At 57.4% G+C, this 14,460-nt stretch carries 13 protein-coding genes and 1 riboswitch; all 13 genes read left to right on the top strand.

Features of this window, described 5'->3' with window-relative positions; genetic code table 11:
• Positions 1-227: 227 nt before the first annotated feature.
• The 13 genes from GRX76_RS06995 (at position 228) to GRX76_RS07055 (ending at position 14,384) form a co-directional block, all read left to right on the top strand.
• A complete protein-coding gene (locus GRX76_RS06995; RefSeq protein ID WP_160152651.1) occupies positions 228-1,538 on the top strand; it encodes a glycerate kinase in 1,311 nt (436 codons plus the stop codon).
• Positions 1,539-1,567: 29 nt separating this feature from the next.
• A complete protein-coding gene (gene pyk, locus GRX76_RS07000; protein ID WP_160152652.1) occupies positions 1,568-3,043 on the top strand; it encodes a pyruvate kinase in 1,476 nt (491 codons plus the stop codon).
• 146 nt (positions 3,044-3,189) lie between these two features.
• Positions 3,190-3,915, top strand: a complete 726-nt coding sequence (locus GRX76_RS07005) for a GntR family transcriptional regulator (RefSeq protein ID WP_160152653.1) — start codon at positions 3,190-3,192, stop codon at positions 3,913-3,915.
• A gap of 34 nt (positions 3,916-3,949) precedes the next feature.
• Positions 3,950-4,088, top strand: a riboswitch (molybdenum cofactor riboswitch).
• Positions 4,073-5,056 (top strand): GTP 3',8-cyclase MoaA, encoded by a 984-nt coding sequence (gene moaA / locus GRX76_RS07010; protein ID WP_201276935.1) that lies wholly within the window; start codon positions 4,073-4,075, stop codon positions 5,054-5,056. Its footprint overlaps the riboswitch before it by 16 nt.
• 205 nt (positions 5,057-5,261) lie before the next feature.
• Positions 5,262-5,777, top strand: coding sequence for a molybdenum cofactor biosynthesis protein B (gene moaB / locus GRX76_RS07015; protein ID WP_160152654.1), 516 nt, complete (start codon positions 5,262-5,264; stop codon positions 5,775-5,777).
• 97 nt (positions 5,778-5,874) lie between these two features.
• Entirely contained in the window at positions 5,875-6,369 is a 495-nt protein-coding gene (gene moaC / locus GRX76_RS07020) for a cyclic pyranopterin monophosphate synthase MoaC (RefSeq protein ID WP_160152655.1), read from the top strand.
• Positions 6,370-6,376: 7 nt separating this feature from the next.
• Positions 6,377-6,625, top strand: coding sequence for a molybdopterin synthase sulfur carrier subunit (moaD, locus tag GRX76_RS07025; RefSeq protein ID WP_160152656.1), 249 nt, complete (start codon positions 6,377-6,379; stop codon positions 6,623-6,625).
• Between the two features lie 25 nt (positions 6,626-6,650).
• Positions 6,651-7,175: a molybdenum cofactor biosynthesis protein MoaE gene (locus tag GRX76_RS07030; protein ID WP_160152657.1), complete on the top strand. Its 525-nt coding sequence runs from the start codon at positions 6,651-6,653 to the stop codon at positions 7,173-7,175.
• A 350-nt stretch (positions 7,176-7,525) separates the two neighbouring features.
• Positions 7,526-8,044 (top strand): hypothetical protein, encoded by a 519-nt coding sequence (locus GRX76_RS07035; RefSeq protein WP_160152658.1) that lies wholly within the window; start codon positions 7,526-7,528, stop codon positions 8,042-8,044.
• A gap of 2 nt (positions 8,045-8,046) precedes the next feature.
• On the top strand, positions 8,047-10,188 hold the full coding sequence (locus GRX76_RS07040) for a tetratricopeptide repeat protein (RefSeq protein ID WP_160152659.1): 2,142 nt from the start codon (positions 8,047-8,049) through the stop codon (positions 10,186-10,188).
• Positions 10,181-13,480: a tetratricopeptide repeat protein gene (locus GRX76_RS07045; RefSeq protein ID WP_160152660.1), complete on the top strand. Its 3,300-nt coding sequence runs from the start codon at positions 10,181-10,183 to the stop codon at positions 13,478-13,480. The genes GRX76_RS07040 and GRX76_RS07045 overlap by 8 nt, the downstream gene beginning before the upstream one ends.
• Positions 13,480-14,064 carry a tetratricopeptide repeat protein gene (locus GRX76_RS07050; RefSeq protein ID WP_160152661.1) on the top strand — a complete coding sequence of 195 codons (585 nt, stop codon included), beginning with the start codon at positions 13,480-13,482 and terminating at the stop codon, positions 14,062-14,064. The genes GRX76_RS07045 and GRX76_RS07050 overlap by 1 nt, the downstream gene beginning before the upstream one ends.
• A gap of 11 nt (positions 14,065-14,075) precedes the next feature.
• Positions 14,076-14,384, top strand: coding sequence for a hypothetical protein (locus GRX76_RS07055; protein ID WP_160152662.1), 309 nt, complete (start codon positions 14,076-14,078; stop codon positions 14,382-14,384).
• Positions 14,385-14,460 lie beyond the last annotated feature (76 nt).

Here is a 14,460-nt window from a genome sequence, read left to right on the forward strand (position 1 = left end):
CTGTCGACGGGTGAATCGCTTACGAAGTAATAGATGTGAAGTGAAGGCGGAGTGCTGGGTGAAAGGTTTCAGGAGCGTCGCAAACAGGACGTTTGCGCCGCAGCGCCCAGGGATGGGTCTACAGCGGTCCTGAAACCTTTCACCCAGTGCTTCGCCGCCAACGAGCCTGCTTTAGAAGACCCGGACCATCCGATATGTCGCAAATAACAATGACGAGGATTTCGCCGATGAACAAACTGCCCGAACTTCAGTCCCTCAATCGCCCGGCGGACTACACGGCCTGGTTGCGTGGCCTGGCTGAAATTGCCATCTCCAGCGTCCATCCGGAAACCCTGCTGCCCTCACGCCTGCCCGAACCGCCCACCGGCCGCACCATAGTCATCGGTGCCGGCAAAGCCGCCGCCGCCATGGCCGCCGCCCTCGAAAAAGCCTGGGCCAAAAAATACATGCGCTCGGAGATCGAAGGCCTCGTCGTCACCCGCTACGAACACGGCGCCAACTGCAAAAAAATCGAAGTCCTCGAAGCCTCCCATCCCATGCCCGACAACATGGGAGAAATTGCCGCCAAACGGATGCTCGCCGCCGTCAAAGACCTCGGCAAAAACGATCTCGTCATCGCGCTCATATCCGGTGGTGGCTCCGCGCTGATGACACTGCCGGCACCGGGCCTGACCCTCGCCCAGAAGCAGGCCATCAACAAAGCCCTGTTGCGCTGTGGCGCGCCGATTCGGGAAATCAATACCGTGCGCCGGCACCTCTCCGCGATCAAGGGCGGCCGACTCGCCGCTGCTGCACACCCCGCGCGCGTCGTCACCTACCTGATTTCCGACGTGCCCGGCGACGACCCGACCCTGATCGCCTCAGGGCCGACATTGCCCGACACCTCCACTCCGGAAGATGCTCTGGAAATCCTGCAGCGTTACAACATCGAAATTGATGACGCCGTGCGCGCGCATCTGAAAAGCGGGAAGAAAGCCCCCAAGCTGGGCGACAAGGATTTCTCCCGTGACACCGCCCGTGTACTGGCCAAGGCCAGTGACGCACTGGATGCCGCCAGCGATGCGGCCATCAGCACCGGTGTCGATGTACGTGTACTCGGCGACAACCTCGAAGGTGAGGCGCGGGAGCTGGGGCGTGAGCACGCGCAGCTGGCACTGCGTGCACAGCGGGAAATTACCCATCCATTGCTGATACTGTCTGGCGGGGAAACCAGCGTTACCGTTACCGGTAATGGCCGTGGTGGACGCAATGTGGAGTATTTACTGGGCCTGTTTACAGCCCTCGGCGGTACCTCGGGTATTTACGGCCTCGCGATCGATACCGACGGAATCGATGGCTCCGAAGACAATGCCGGCGCTATATTCTCCCCGGACGACTGGGCGAAGATGCAGGCGCAGGGGTTGACCCCGCGGGAGTACCTGGCCAACAACGATGCCTATAGTTTCTTTGCAGAACTGGAAAACCTGATCGTGACAGGTCCCACGCGCACCAATGTGAATGATTTCCGTGCCATTCTGGTTTTGCCGTCCGCCAAATAAAAAATTGAAGTATCCATAGCGAGGTCTCCATGAGCCAGATTCCAGCCAGCCAGCGCACCGCCAATCCCATCCGGCGAACCAAAATCGTCGCCACCCTGGGCCCCGCCAGCGACAAAACCGGGGTGTTGGAAAAAATGCTCAAGGCCGGCGTGGATGTGGTGCGGCTGAATTTTTCCCACGGCACTGCGGAAGACCACCGTCGTCGCCTGCAGCAGGTACGCGAAATTGCGGATCGCCTTGGGAAAACCGTGGCTGCCCTGGGGGATCTGCAGGGGCCAAAAATTCGTATTGCCCGCTTTCGCGACAATGCCGTCAACCTGCAGGAAGGTCAGCCCTTCGTGCTGGATATGGCACTGGATACTAATGACGGCGATGAAAAGCGGGTGGGATGTGACTACAAGGAACTGATCCACGATGTCTCCGCGGGAGACATGCTGCTGCTGGATGACGGCCGTGTGGTACTGCAGGTGCAAGAGGTGACCGATAGCGAGGTACACACCACGGTCACGGTTGGCGGCCGCCTGTCTAACAACAAAGGTATCAACAAGCAGGGCGGCGGCCTTTCCGCCGCGGCGCTGACCGACAAAGACAAAACCGACCTGAAAACGGCAATCGAAATCGGTGTGGACTATCTCGCCGTCTCCTTTCCTCGCAGCGCCGAAGATATGCGTGAAGCGCGGGCACTGCTCGGTGAAGCCGGCAAGCACATAGGCCTGGTGGCCAAGGTCGAGCGCGCCGAGGCGGTCGAAAATGAGCAGGTACTGGATGAAATCATCGAGGCTTCGGAAGCGGTGATGGTGGCCCGCGGGGACCTCGGTGTGGAAATCGGGGACGCGGCCCTGATCGGTGTGCAGAAGCGCATGATCAAGCGCGCCCGCCAGCTCAATCGTGCGGTCATCACCGCCACCCAGATGTTGGAAACCATGATTACCGCGCCACTACCCACCCGGGCGGAAGTATTCGATGTGGCCAATGCAGTATTGGACGGCACCGATGCAGTAATGCTGTCTGCGGAAACGGCGGCCGGTGACTTTCCGGTGGAAGCGGTGGAAGCCATGCACCGACTGTGCCTGGGCGCCGAACGGGAGCGCTCGGCACAGGAGTCCGGCCACCGTATGCACCAGGGGTTTACCCGCATTGACGAGACCATCTCCCTGTCGGCCATGTACGCCGCCAACCACCTCGCAGGCGTGACCGCGATCGCCTGCATGACCCAGACCGGTTACACACCTTTAATCGCCTCGCGCATCCGTTCCGGCCTGCCGATTGTCGGCCTGGCCCACGATCCGGTGGCACAGCGGCGAATGGCGCTGTATCGCGGGGTTATCTCGGTACTGTTTGAACCCGGCGATCAGGGTGACAGAGAACTGAATCAGCGTGCTTTGAGCGTTTTGAAGGATCGGGGTATCGCACAAGCCGGAGATCAGGTCATTCTGATTCGAGGCGACCTGATGCAGTCCCACGGCGGTACCAATACCCTGAAGATCCTGGAAGTCGCCGGTTGATGGTACGCTCGAGCGTATTTCGTATACACTAGCTGACGACACAAAATAACAATGAATTAGCCGCCACCAGAACAAAGCGCGGCGGTTTGAGAAGTTCGCAGTGCCAGTAATGGTGTCGGCGGCGAAATGGCAGCGGGAAGAGAAGCATGAGCAAGTCCTGGCAGCAGGAGGTGCTGGCGGAGGTCAAGGCGGGGGGCCGCGTGACCGATCAGCAGATTGTGGACAAGATCCGCAAGGCGGTACTGACCCAGCGTCTGCCGCCAAATACCCGTTTGCCAGAGGTGGCACTGGGAGAAATCTTCGGTGTCAGCCGCTCGGTAATCCGCAAGGCACTGACCCGGCTGGATGCCGACCACGTCATTACCCAGGCGCCGAATCAGGTGGCGCGGGTGCGAGCGCCGTCCATCGAGGAAACCCGCGAGACCTTTGCGGCCCGTCGCCTGGTGGAAGGCGAGGTGTGCTCACTGCTGGCGGGTAATATGAAGCCGGTGCAGCTGAAGGCACTGGAGAAACTGGTCCAGGCAGAGTCCGAGGCTCATGCCGACGGCGATGAGCCGGCACGGATTGAGCACTCCCTGGCGATCCACCATATGGTGGCGGATTTGTCGCCGAACCGGGTGCTGGGTAACTTTCTGACGGACCTGATCTTGCGCACCTCCATTGTGATTGCACTGTACAAACGGGAGGGGCTGGCGTCCTGCTACCTGAAAGGCGACCATACGCGCCTGCTGAAAAATTTGCGTTCCGGTGATGGAGAAGGCGCCCGCCAGGCCATCGTCGATCACCTGAACAGCCTGGAAAAATTAATGGACCTGAGTTCCCGGGATACCAGCATCGATTTGATGGCTATTCTTGGACAGAGGGTAGGTTGATCTAACTTTGGTACGAAAAACGCGTTAGTTGTAAACAAATTAAATACACCGAGCCACTCGTTCTAAGTCAATGGATAAGAGCGTGTGGCCGCAGGCAGATCTTCTGCCCGCCAGGGTCGCGAGGGAAACCGAACGGCCTCCCGCATTTGGAAAGGTGATGAGTAAACAAGACATACTGCAAGACGGCCATGGCCGTCGCTTCTACTATCTGCGCCTGTCAGTTACAGACGTCTGCAACTTCCGTTGCGACTACTGCCTGCCTGACGGCTACCAGGCAACGCACAAGCAGCCCGATCTCAGCGTCGCGGAAGCCCGCACCGTCATGGGCGCGTTTGCGCAACTGGGCACCCGCAAGGTACGCCTCAGCGGTGGTGAACCCTCCCTGCGCAAAGACCTCCCCGAGATCATCAGCGCCGCAAAAACCACCCCGGGCATTCGTCGCGTCGCGGTTACCAGCAACGGCTACAAACTCCCGAGCGTCATCGACACCTGGCACCAAAATGGCCTCGACCAGCTGAACATCAGCATCGACAGCCTCGACGCCAGCGAATTCGCCCAGGTCACCGGCCACGACTGCCTCCCTAAAATCCTCACCGGCATCGACCGCGCACTGGAACTGGGAATCCAGACCAAAGTAAACGCTGTGCTCCTGAGTGACGGCGCACAAACCCGACTACAACAATTCCTGCACTGGCTGAAAACCACCCCCGTCACCTTGCGCTTCATCGAACTGATGCAGACCGGCGACAACCGCAATTACTTCGCCAGCAACCACCTGCGCGGCTCGGAAATAGAGCAACAGCTGATTGAAAGCGGCTGGCAGCTGCTGCCAAGAGCCATTGACGCAGGCCCTGCACGGGAATACGTCCACCCGGACTACGCCGGTCGCATCGGTTTAATTACCCCCTACAGCAAAGACTTCTGCAGCAGCTGCAACCGTTTGCGGGTTTCCGCGCAGGGCAAACTGCACCTGTGTTTATTTTCCGATGCCGGACTTGATCTCAGAGACACCATCCGCACCGGCGATGCCGACGCGCTGGCAGAGAAAGTCCGCACCCTGATTGGCAATAAAGAAGTCAGCCACTACCTGCAGCAGGGGAATACCGGCGGTACTCAAAACCTGTCGATCATCGGTGGTTGAACTTCTTCAGCTTACGCAGAACACATATTTAAATTGAAGCTGGAGTGGTAGGGGGCAGCTTTTCAGGATCGTCGGCAACAGGGATGTTGCCGACGAAGCGTACAGGGATGTATTCACAGCGGTCCTGAAAAGCTGCCCCCTAGCGCTCCAGCGCCACATACTTGGAACAGAGCACCTGACAAAGGAAGCTACGGAGCACAATCCCATGGCACACGAGCCGAAAGATAAAAACCAAAAACTGAATATCGCAATCCTCACCGTTTCCGACACCAGAACCGAAGAAAACGACACCTCCGGTAAATACTTGGTAGAAGCCCTGAAGGAAGACGGCCACACCCTCGCCGACAAAGCCATCGTCATCGACGACAAATACCTCCTGCGCGCCAAAGTATCCGCCTGGATCGCCGACCCCGAAATCCACGTCATCATCACCACCGGCGGCACCGGCTTCGCCGGGCGCGACTCCACCCCCGAAGCACTCGCCCCCCTGCTCGAAAAACACATCGACGGCTTCGGCGAAATGTTCCGCTCCATCAGCTTCGAAGAAATCGGCTCCTCCACCATCCAGTCGCGCGCACTGGCCGGACTCGCCAACAAAACCCTCGTTGCCTGCCTGCCCGGCTCGACCGGTGCCTGCCGAACCGGCTGGACCAAACTACTCAAAGAGCAGCTGACCGCATCCCACATGCCCTGCAACTTCGTCGGCTACCTGACCAAGTAAGCTGGCCAAGTAAGTTGGCCAGGTAAGTTGCCCAAGGAAGTTAACCAAAGTAAGTCGCTCAAGACCGCGCAACTAAAATAGAAAGACCAGAAATACTATGACCCTCACCCACCTGAACCAGCAGGGCGAAGCCAGCATGGTGGATGTCACCGACAAAGACATCACCGACCGCAGTGCCCGTGCCCAATCCGCCGTTGCCATGTCTGCGGAAGCCTTCCAGCAATTAAAGGCGGGCAACAACAAAAAAGGGGATGTGCTTGCCACCGCGCGCATCGCCGGGATCCAGGCCGCCAAGAAAACGGCCGACCTGATACCGCTTTGCCATCCCCTGGCGCTCACCAAAGTTCAGGTGGACTTCGAACTCGATGAGTCGGCCAATACCGTGAACATTGCCAGCTACTGCCGTCTGGCCGGCCGCACCGGTGTCGAGATGGAAGCACTCACCGCTGCCAGTGTGGCGGCCCTCACCATCTATGACATGTGCAAGGCCGTGGATCCTTCCATGATCATTGGTCCAACAAAGCTGCAGGAAAAAACCGGTGGCAAGCGCGGACATTGGCTGGCGGAAAAGAACGGGGCAGGAGAGGGTTAACAAAATAATGATCAAAGTACTGTTTTTTGCCAGCCTGCGGGAGCAGCTCGGGTGTGATGCCCTGGAGGCCGACGCCACAGGCGTAACCAACCTTGATGCGCTGCGTAAGAAATTGAGTGAAAAAGATCCAGCCTGGCAAACGGCACTGGCCAACGAACAGCTGCAGGTCGCGCTAAATCAGCAGCTTTCCACCATGGATGCGGCGGTCAAGGACGGCGACGAAGTCGCTTTTTTTCCACCGGTCACCGGTGGTTAACGCAGGCCGAGAGAGGTAGTTCAGAATGGCTGCAGAGATTTTCGTTTCGGTACAGGCGGAAGGGTTTGACCCTGGTGCAGAGTACGGTCAACTGCGCAAAGAGAACTCCTCTGACGGTGCAACAGCGATGTTTGTGGGCAATGTGCGTGATTTTTCGCCAGCTAAATCGTCACCAACCACAGGGGCCATTGATGAAGCCGGTCAGAAAAAACTGGTCAGTGTGTTAGAGCTGGAGCATTACCCGGGAATGGCGGAGTCAGCACTCACCGACATCGCGCGCGAAGCCGCTGCACGCTGGCCACTGGGGCGTGTGCGGGTTATCCACCGCTACGGCTCCCTGAGCGCCGGGGACGAGATTGTGTTTGTCGGTACCAGCTCCGTACATCGCCAGGCCGCGCTGGATGCCTGTGCGTTTATCATGGACTACCTGAAAAGCCGTGCTCCTTTCTGGAAAAAGGAATTGGGTGAGGGCGGTAATCAGAATGATCGCGATAATGGTCAGTGGGTTGAGGCGCGAGACAGCGACGAGCAGGCGCTGAAAAAATGGTAGTGCTCTCTGGTTACCAAAGTAAGTGCTTGCTTCTCTTGTGGCCTTTGATTTCTCTAGTCGCAAGATCCCATTTAAATGAAAACTAGATACAGTTCCGCCAGTCGTGGCTAAATCGTGATCCAGGTCTCCTGCGAGCAGCGAACAAGTGTCGTGAAACCTGTCACATTATCGAGCTTTTTTCTCTTGTGCTTTGAATTTTAAGAAAAAATTCTTCTCTAACTCTCTGCGCGAGTTTTGAAGCGCCTCACATATCCCTTATCCCTCCTTGCCCTACAATCGCAGCGCTAGTCGTTCGCGACAGATTTTTGCGAGCGAACCGAATCCGGGGTGGGATCTGAGGTTTAAGGGATATGTGCAGAATTCTGATTTCTCTGGCAACAGCCTGTGTGCTGTCGCTGTCTGTTCTGGCGAATGCCCAGAACGTAAGCCGCGAGGAAATTCGCGGTCTCGATGAGCAGATTCAGGACGTCAAGAAGGACGTTATCAGTCTGACATCCGAATTGAACCGGCTGGAGGAGAAGCTCCTTTTCCCCTCCAATACCCAGGCCGCATTCTTCATTTCCCTCGCCAGCGGCGAAGAATTCAGTCTGGAGTCTGTTGAGGTGACCCTCGACAACCAGATCGTCGCCCACCATCTCTACACCTATCGCGAAATTGAAGCCCTGCAGCAGGGCGGTGTCCAGCGTATCCACACGGCCAATGTACAGACCGGAGCCCACCCGCTGGTGGTGAGCTACATCGGCAAATCCAAGTCTGGCAAGGAGTATCGCGGAACGGCCAGCGTCAGTGTGGAAAAGGCGGTGGGGCCCAAGTTCGTTGAAATCCAGATCGCCGGTGCCCAGTCAGCCATCAACTTCAAGGACTGGTAAGCATGTTTCCCCGTCTGGCCTGCGCAATTGCCGGTGCTGCGCTGTCGGCATTGACGACGCTGCACAGTCTTCCTGTGCAGGCCAAAGCGCCTGTCGATCCCACAGCCTTGGAAACCGAAGAGCTGAAAGACCTGTTCTTCGGTGAAGCGCTGTTCAATGCCTATCAAGAAAACTATTTCGACGCGATTGTCGGGCTGGATACCGAGCTCAAACAGTTTCGCCTGCTGGATGATCCGGAGCTGGATCCGTTCAGTGTGCACTTCGGTCAGGCGGAGTTTGCGGTAGGGGACCTGGAGCTTTCTTATCGTATGCACCGGGAAGCCGGGCGCGCGATCGAAGCGGTACTCAAGGGCAATGTGCCGCAGCCGGTGAAAAATGAAGCGGCCTACCGGCTGGCCAAAATCCACTATCACAAACAACAGTTCGATAATGCGCTGCAGGCGCTCGAGATGATCGAAGGGCGCGTACCGGAACGGGTGCGGGCGGAAGAGCAGTTCCTGCGCGCGCGCGTTTACATGCAGCTCGGGCGTTTTAACGAAGCGGTTGAGCTGCTGCGAGACCTCAAGGGCGAGAGGTCCCTGAATGGCTTTGTAGAGTACAACCTGGGTATTGCCCTGCTGAAAGCCGGTGAAACCGAGCGCGGTGTACTGGAGTTGGATGGCCTGGGGCGCAACGCCGGTAGTGGTAATGCCAAGCAGGCGTTGCAGGACAAGACCAACCTGCTGCTCGGCTACCAGTTGATGGAAGCGAAAGAGTACGAGCGTGCGCGGACCTATTTTGACCGGGTGCAGCTCTCAGGCCCCTTTTCCAATCAGGCGCTATTGGGTGCCGGCTGGGTGGAAGCCAATGCGGGGCGTTACGACCGTGCACTGGTACCTTGGCAGTTGTTGAAGGAACGGCAGCCCACAAACGCTGCGGTTCAGGAATCCATGATGGCGGTGCCCTATGCCTACGGTAAGCTGGATGTGCACAGTACCGCGGCGGTGAACTATGGCCAGGCGCTGGACTACTTTGGCGAGCAGGTGGATGTACTGAGCCGCTCCATCGACAGTATCCGCGAAGGCAAATTGCTGGAAGCTCTGCGTCGAAAAGAGGCGAGCCAGGTTAAAAACTGGGTGGTGGAGCTGCGCAAGCTGCCGGATGCCCCGGAGACCCACTACCTGCTGGACCTGATGGCGTCCAATGATTACCAAGAGTTTCTGCGCAACTACCAGGATTTGAACGACCTGTTCGAGCGGAACAAAGACTGGCTGCAGAGCCTCTCCGCATTTGAAGAAATTATTGCCCTGCGCCGCAGCTATTACGAACCGATATTGCCGGGGCTGGATGTGCAGTTCCGCCAGATTGATGCCCGCATCAAAATGCGTATGGAGCAGCGCCAGCACCTCGCCGCCCGTATCGACAACCTGCTGGTCAACCGCCGCCCGGAATTGCTGGCGAAAAGTGACGAGACCGAATCGCGCCTGATCCTGGAAAATATCCGGGAAATTCTGTCCTATAACCCCAGCCTGAACAGCGAAGAGACCGAGGCCCGTGTCGCCCGTCTTGAAGGTGTGCTGAAATTCCGCCTCTCCAGAGAGTTCGATGACCGTCTCACCAAGGCCTTTAAACGATTGCAGGCGCTGGACAAGGATATCGCGGTGCTGCAGGAAACATATCACCGCTACGTGCGGAGCCGACAGGCGGCTACCCACAGCTATGAAGGTTACAGCGATCAGATCATCAGCCTGCGTGCGGGTATCGAGCAGTCCCAGGAGCGTATCGACCAGTTGATGAACCGCCAGGGTCGCATGCTGGAGCAGCTGGCGATCCACGAACTGGATCAGCGCCGAGCACAGCTCGAGAGCTATCAGATCAAGGCACGCTTCGCGCTCGCGGACAGTTATGACCGTGCCAATGAGCTCCAGGAGCGCCGTGCAGACGAGCAGAAAGTCGAGCAGTACCAGATTCAGATGGAACAGTTGAAAAAGGCTGAGCCCGCAGCGAACCCGGATGGCGAGCCGCTGCCTACCGATAACCCGCCCGAGCTGGAGCCTCAGCTAAGTAACGAGTCTCAGGCTAATAAAGAGGCCGCCCAAGAGGCAGCAGCAGACGAGACTGCCCCGGCAGCTCCTGCAGATGGCGAGGTCGTAGGTAATGAATAAGAAATTACTCTGCGCCCGTTTCAATACGCTGGGTCTGGTTACCGCGGCCTCTACCGTATTGCTGCTGAGCGCCTGCGCCAGCAACAGTGGAAAAACCATCGGCAGCCTGCAAAAGGTTGATATCAAAATTCAGGAAACCCGCATCGACGGCAGCCTGGAAAAGGCGCTGGCGAGTTACCAGAAGTACCTGCAGGAAACCCCCGAAACGGCGCTTACGCCGGAGGCCATTCGCCGTATTGCCGACCTGAAAATCAAGCAGGCGCATCGGGCGGAAGAGGGTGCTTTCCCGGCTTCGCGGGAAACACGCATTCTGTCGGAAGACGAGGTGGCAGCCGCGGTTGATACGGCGGCGAAACGGTCTGCCACCGGGCAGGTCAATCTGGCTGCACCGAAAGCGGCCGGTGTTTCCGAGCGAGATGCGCGGAGCGAAATGTCTCTGGATGGCGTCGCCAAAACCGGCGGGGAAAGTCAGGCAGATTTCGAAAACCGGGCGAGTAGCACGCTCGATATCGCCAGTACCTCCAGTGCGTCCAGTGATCTTGGCGAAAGCCTGCCGGGTGATAATGCCGATGCGCTGCTGGCCGCCAATGCCCGTGAAGCCATCGCACTCTACAAGAAGCTGCTGGTTCAGTACCCCCTGTACGACCGCAATGATCAGGTGATGTACCAGCTCTCCCGTGCCTACGAGGAAATCGGTGAGATTGACGAGGCGGTGATTGTTCTGCGTCAGCTGGTGGCCAAATTTCCGGCTTCCCGACATCTGGATGAAGCCCACTTCCGCCTGGGTGAATACTATTTCACCCGCAAGAAGTACCTGGATGCGGAAGAGTCCTACGGCCGTGTCATTGGTATGGGTGCGACCTCGAGCTTTTACGAGCTGGCGCTCTACAAGCGCGGCTGGGCCCTGTTCAAGCAGGATATGTACGAAATGGCGCTGGACGATTTCGTGCGCATGCTGGATTACAAAGTTGAGCAGGGCTACGACTTTGAGCAGCAGACCAACGAAACCGAGCGCAAGCATATCGAAGACACCTTCCGTGTCGTCAGCCTGAGTTTCTCCTATCTCGGTGGGGCGGATTCCATCGTCGATTACTTTACCCGCAAGGGTGCGCGCGGCTACGAGTCCTACGTTTACAGCCACCTGGGTGAATACTACCTGGATAAGCGTCGCTATCAGGATGCCGCAAAAGCCTATACCGCCTTTGTGGAGCGTAACCCGCTGCACAAAGTTGCACCGGACTTTTCCATTCGCGTGATCGAGATCTACCAGAAAGGTGGTTTCCCACGGCTGGTGCTGGAAGCGAAGAAAGATTTCGCCAATACCTATGCGCTGGATGCCAAATACTGGACCGTATTCGATATCCGGGAATACGCCACGGTGGTGGAATTCCTGCAGACCAACCTGATCGATCTGGCGAGCCACTACCACGCGGCTTACCAGAACGTGAAGCCCAAGGATAAGGAGTTCCAGCAGAAGCGAAGCGAGAACTACGCTGAGGCGATTCACTGGTATCGCCGCTACCTCAAATCCTTCTCTGATCAACCCAAGGCGCCCGGTATCAACTACCAGCTGGCCGGTTTGATGCTGGAAAACCGCGACTTCCTGAATGCGGCTCAGGAATACGAGCGCACCGCCTATCAATACGCTGCGCATAAAGACGCCAGCGAGGCAGGTTATGCGGCGGTCTTCGCCTATCGCGAACACCTGAAAAATGATCTGGCCAAAGGCTCCACTGCACAGAAAACCGCGATCCAGAAAGAGGTGATCCGCTCCTCGCTGACGTTTGCGGAAACCTTCCCGAAACACGGCAAGGCGCCGCAAATCCTGCTGGGTGCTGTGGACGATCTGTACAAGTTGAAGAGCTTTGCTGAGACCATTCAGAATGGTCACCTGCTGCTGGAGAAATTCCCGGCCGCGGAACAGGAAATTCGTCGCTCTGCCTGGCTGCTGGTGGCTCACGCTTCATTTGACACGACGGCCTACGTAGAGGCGGAAGCGGGCTATCGCCAGGCGCTGTCACTGACTGCGGCCGATGCCAAAGATCGTCCCGATCTGATCGACAACCTTGCGGGTGCCATTTACCAGCAGGGTGATGTGGCGCGCAAGGCCGAAGATCACCTGGCGGCCGCTGAACACTTCCTGCGTATTCGCAGTGCTGCGCCCGGTGCCAGTATCCTGGCCACTGCGGAATACGATGCGGCAGCTTCCCTGATTCAGCTGGAAAACTGGGCCCGCGCGGCCGACGTGCTCAAGGCGTTCCGCGCGAATCATCCTCAGCATAAGCTGCAAAAAGAGGTCACCAAGAAGCTCGCGGTGGTCTATCAGGAAAGTGGCCAGCTATTGCTGGCGGGTGCTGAATTCGAGCGTATCGAAAAAGAGTCGGAGGACGATGATGTCCGCCGCGAAGCGCTCACTCAGGCTGCCGATCTTTACAGTGCCGCGAAAAGTTATGACCGTGCGCTGGGTGTGCTCAACCGCTACGTCAAGTTGTTCCCAAGCCCGATGGAACCTGCGCTGGAAACGCGACAGAAAATTGCGGATATCTACAGCAACAGCGGCAACCGTCAGGCCTACTTCAAAACCCTCGAAGACATGGTTCGCATCGAGCTGCGTGGCGGCAACGAGCGCAATGACCGCACCCGTTATCTGGGTGGTAACGCCGCGCTGCAGTTGGCAGAGCCCAGTTATGAGGCCTTCCGCGAGATCGCCCTGGTCGCGCCACTGGAGCGCAACCTTAATAACAAGCGTGCCCGTATGAAGTCGGCGGTCAGTGCTTTCTCTGACCTGATCGATTACAACGTGGCCGACGTTACCGCGGCAGCAACTTTCTACCTGGGTGAGATTTACCTGCACTTCAGTCGCGCGCTCAAAGATTCCGAGCGCCCGACCAATCTCAATGCCATGGAGTTGGAAGAGTACGAATTGGCATTGGAGGAGCAGATCTACCCGTTTGAAGAGCGTGGTATCTCGGTCCACGAGAAAAACATCGAGCTGATGGCCGCCGGTATTTACAACAAGTGGGTGGCGAAAACCATTGAGCAGCTCGCGCTTCTGGTACCGGCTACCTATGCCCGGGAAGAAGACGCCGGCAATATCATCACCAGCATTGTCCCGATTCCGGTCGTGGAAGAGGAGGCTGTGCAGGAAGCTGCTGTTCCGGAAAGTACGGCTCAGGAAAGTACGACTCAGGAAAGTGCTGTCGAAGCTGAAGCTGATGAAGAGGCAGCTCCGGAAGAAGCTGCACCTATCCCGGTAATCGCCGAGACCGAAGTTCAGGAGGATCAGGGCTAATGCAAACGTCCAGAGTCTTCACGTGCGCACTGTGTGTCTTTGTTCTGCTGCTCAGCGCCTGCGCCAGTGGTCCGCAAAGATCCAGCCGCCCGGTGGACCAGAGCAGTGTGAAAGTTTCCGGCGGTGTCACTCGCGACTTTGATCGCGCGGTGGAATACCTGCAGGGTGAACGTTATCCGGAAGCCATAGAGTTGCTGCAGGATGTGGTTGCGCGCGAACAGCGGCTCTCCGCGCCTTACGTCAACCTCGGAATTGGCTATTACCGCACCGGTGATGAAAAGCACGCGGAAGAAGCCTTCCTCGAAGCCCTGCGTGCGGCTCCGCTCGATCCGCTGGCCAGTAACGAGCTTGCCGTGCTCTACCGCCGCCAGGGCCGCTTTGATGAAGCCCGTAAAACATACAGCGATGCGCTGCAGGCTCATCCGGACAATATGCCACTGATCAAAAACCTCGGTATTCTGTGTGACCTCTATCTTCAGGATGTGAATTGTGCACTCGCACAATTCGACCAGTACCTGAAATATCAACCGGAAGATGCCAAGGTTGCTCTCTGGGTAACCGACCTGAAGCGGAGGGCCAACTGATGGAAGGGGTAGTGTCGAAGTTTTCGCGAGTAGTTGCGGTTACCACCGCGGTTCTGTTTGTTCCTATGGCAATGGCCGAGGACGATCAGAAAGACAGTGGTAATAAGGTCGACAAAGAAGTCAAAGAGCTTTCCGGTATCTCGATTATCGGTAACAAGGAAGCGCCCAAGTCGCTCTACATTGTGCCGTGGAAAAGCTCAGAGGTAGGCGTCGAGAGTGGCTTGAATTCCAGTCTGCTGGACCCAACTTTGCAGCCGCTGGATAAAGAAGTATTTATGCGGGAACTGGAGTTCTATCAGCTGAGCCAGTCAGAAGAGTAAGGCTGGGTAACCGTAGAAATAAACTGGCGGGTTGCCAGCGATTCTAAAATTTTTTAACCAAAAAAAGACCATATCC

The organism is Microbulbifer sp. ALW1 (assembly GCF_009903625.1).
GTDB lineage: Bacteria > Pseudomonadota > Gammaproteobacteria > Pseudomonadales > Cellvibrionaceae > Microbulbifer.

Bases quoted from the DNA above. Each gene is read 5' to 3' on its own strand.
- GRX76_RS07035 (WP_160152658.1), top strand. From the start codon at position 7,526: ATGTGCAGAATTCTGATTTCTCTGGCAACAGCCTGTGTGCTGTCGCTG.
- GRX76_RS07030 (WP_160152657.1), top strand. From the start codon at position 6,651: ATGGCTGCAGAGATTTTCGTTTCGGTACAGGCGGAAGGGTTTGACCCT.
- pyk (WP_160152652.1), top strand. From the start codon at position 1,568: ATGAGCCAGATTCCAGCCAGCCAGCGCACCGCCAATCCCATCCGGCGA.
- GRX76_RS07040 (WP_160152659.1), top strand. From the start codon at position 8,047: ATGTTTCCCCGTCTGGCCTGCGCAATTGCCGGTGCTGCGCTGTCGGCA.
- GRX76_RS07045 (WP_160152660.1), top strand. From the start codon at position 10,181: ATGAATAAGAAATTACTCTGCGCCCGTTTCAATACGCTGGGTCTGGTT.
- GRX76_RS07050 (WP_160152661.1), top strand. From the start codon at position 13,480: ATGCAAACGTCCAGAGTCTTCACGTGCGCACTGTGTGTCTTTGTTCTG.
- moaB (WP_160152654.1), top strand. From the start codon at position 5,262: ATGGCACACGAGCCGAAAGATAAAAACCAAAAACTGAATATCGCAATC.
- moaC (WP_160152655.1), top strand. From the start codon at position 5,875: ATGACCCTCACCCACCTGAACCAGCAGGGCGAAGCCAGCATGGTGGAT.
- GRX76_RS06995 (WP_160152651.1), top strand. From the start codon at position 228: ATGAACAAACTGCCCGAACTTCAGTCCCTCAATCGCCCGGCGGACTAC.
- moaD (WP_160152656.1), top strand. From the start codon at position 6,377: ATGATCAAAGTACTGTTTTTTGCCAGCCTGCGGGAGCAGCTCGGGTGT.
- GRX76_RS07005 (WP_160152653.1), top strand. From the start codon at position 3,190: ATGAGCAAGTCCTGGCAGCAGGAGGTGCTGGCGGAGGTCAAGGCGGGG.
- moaA (WP_201276935.1), top strand. From the start codon at position 4,073: ATGAGTAAACAAGACATACTGCAAGACGGCCATGGCCGTCGCTTCTAC.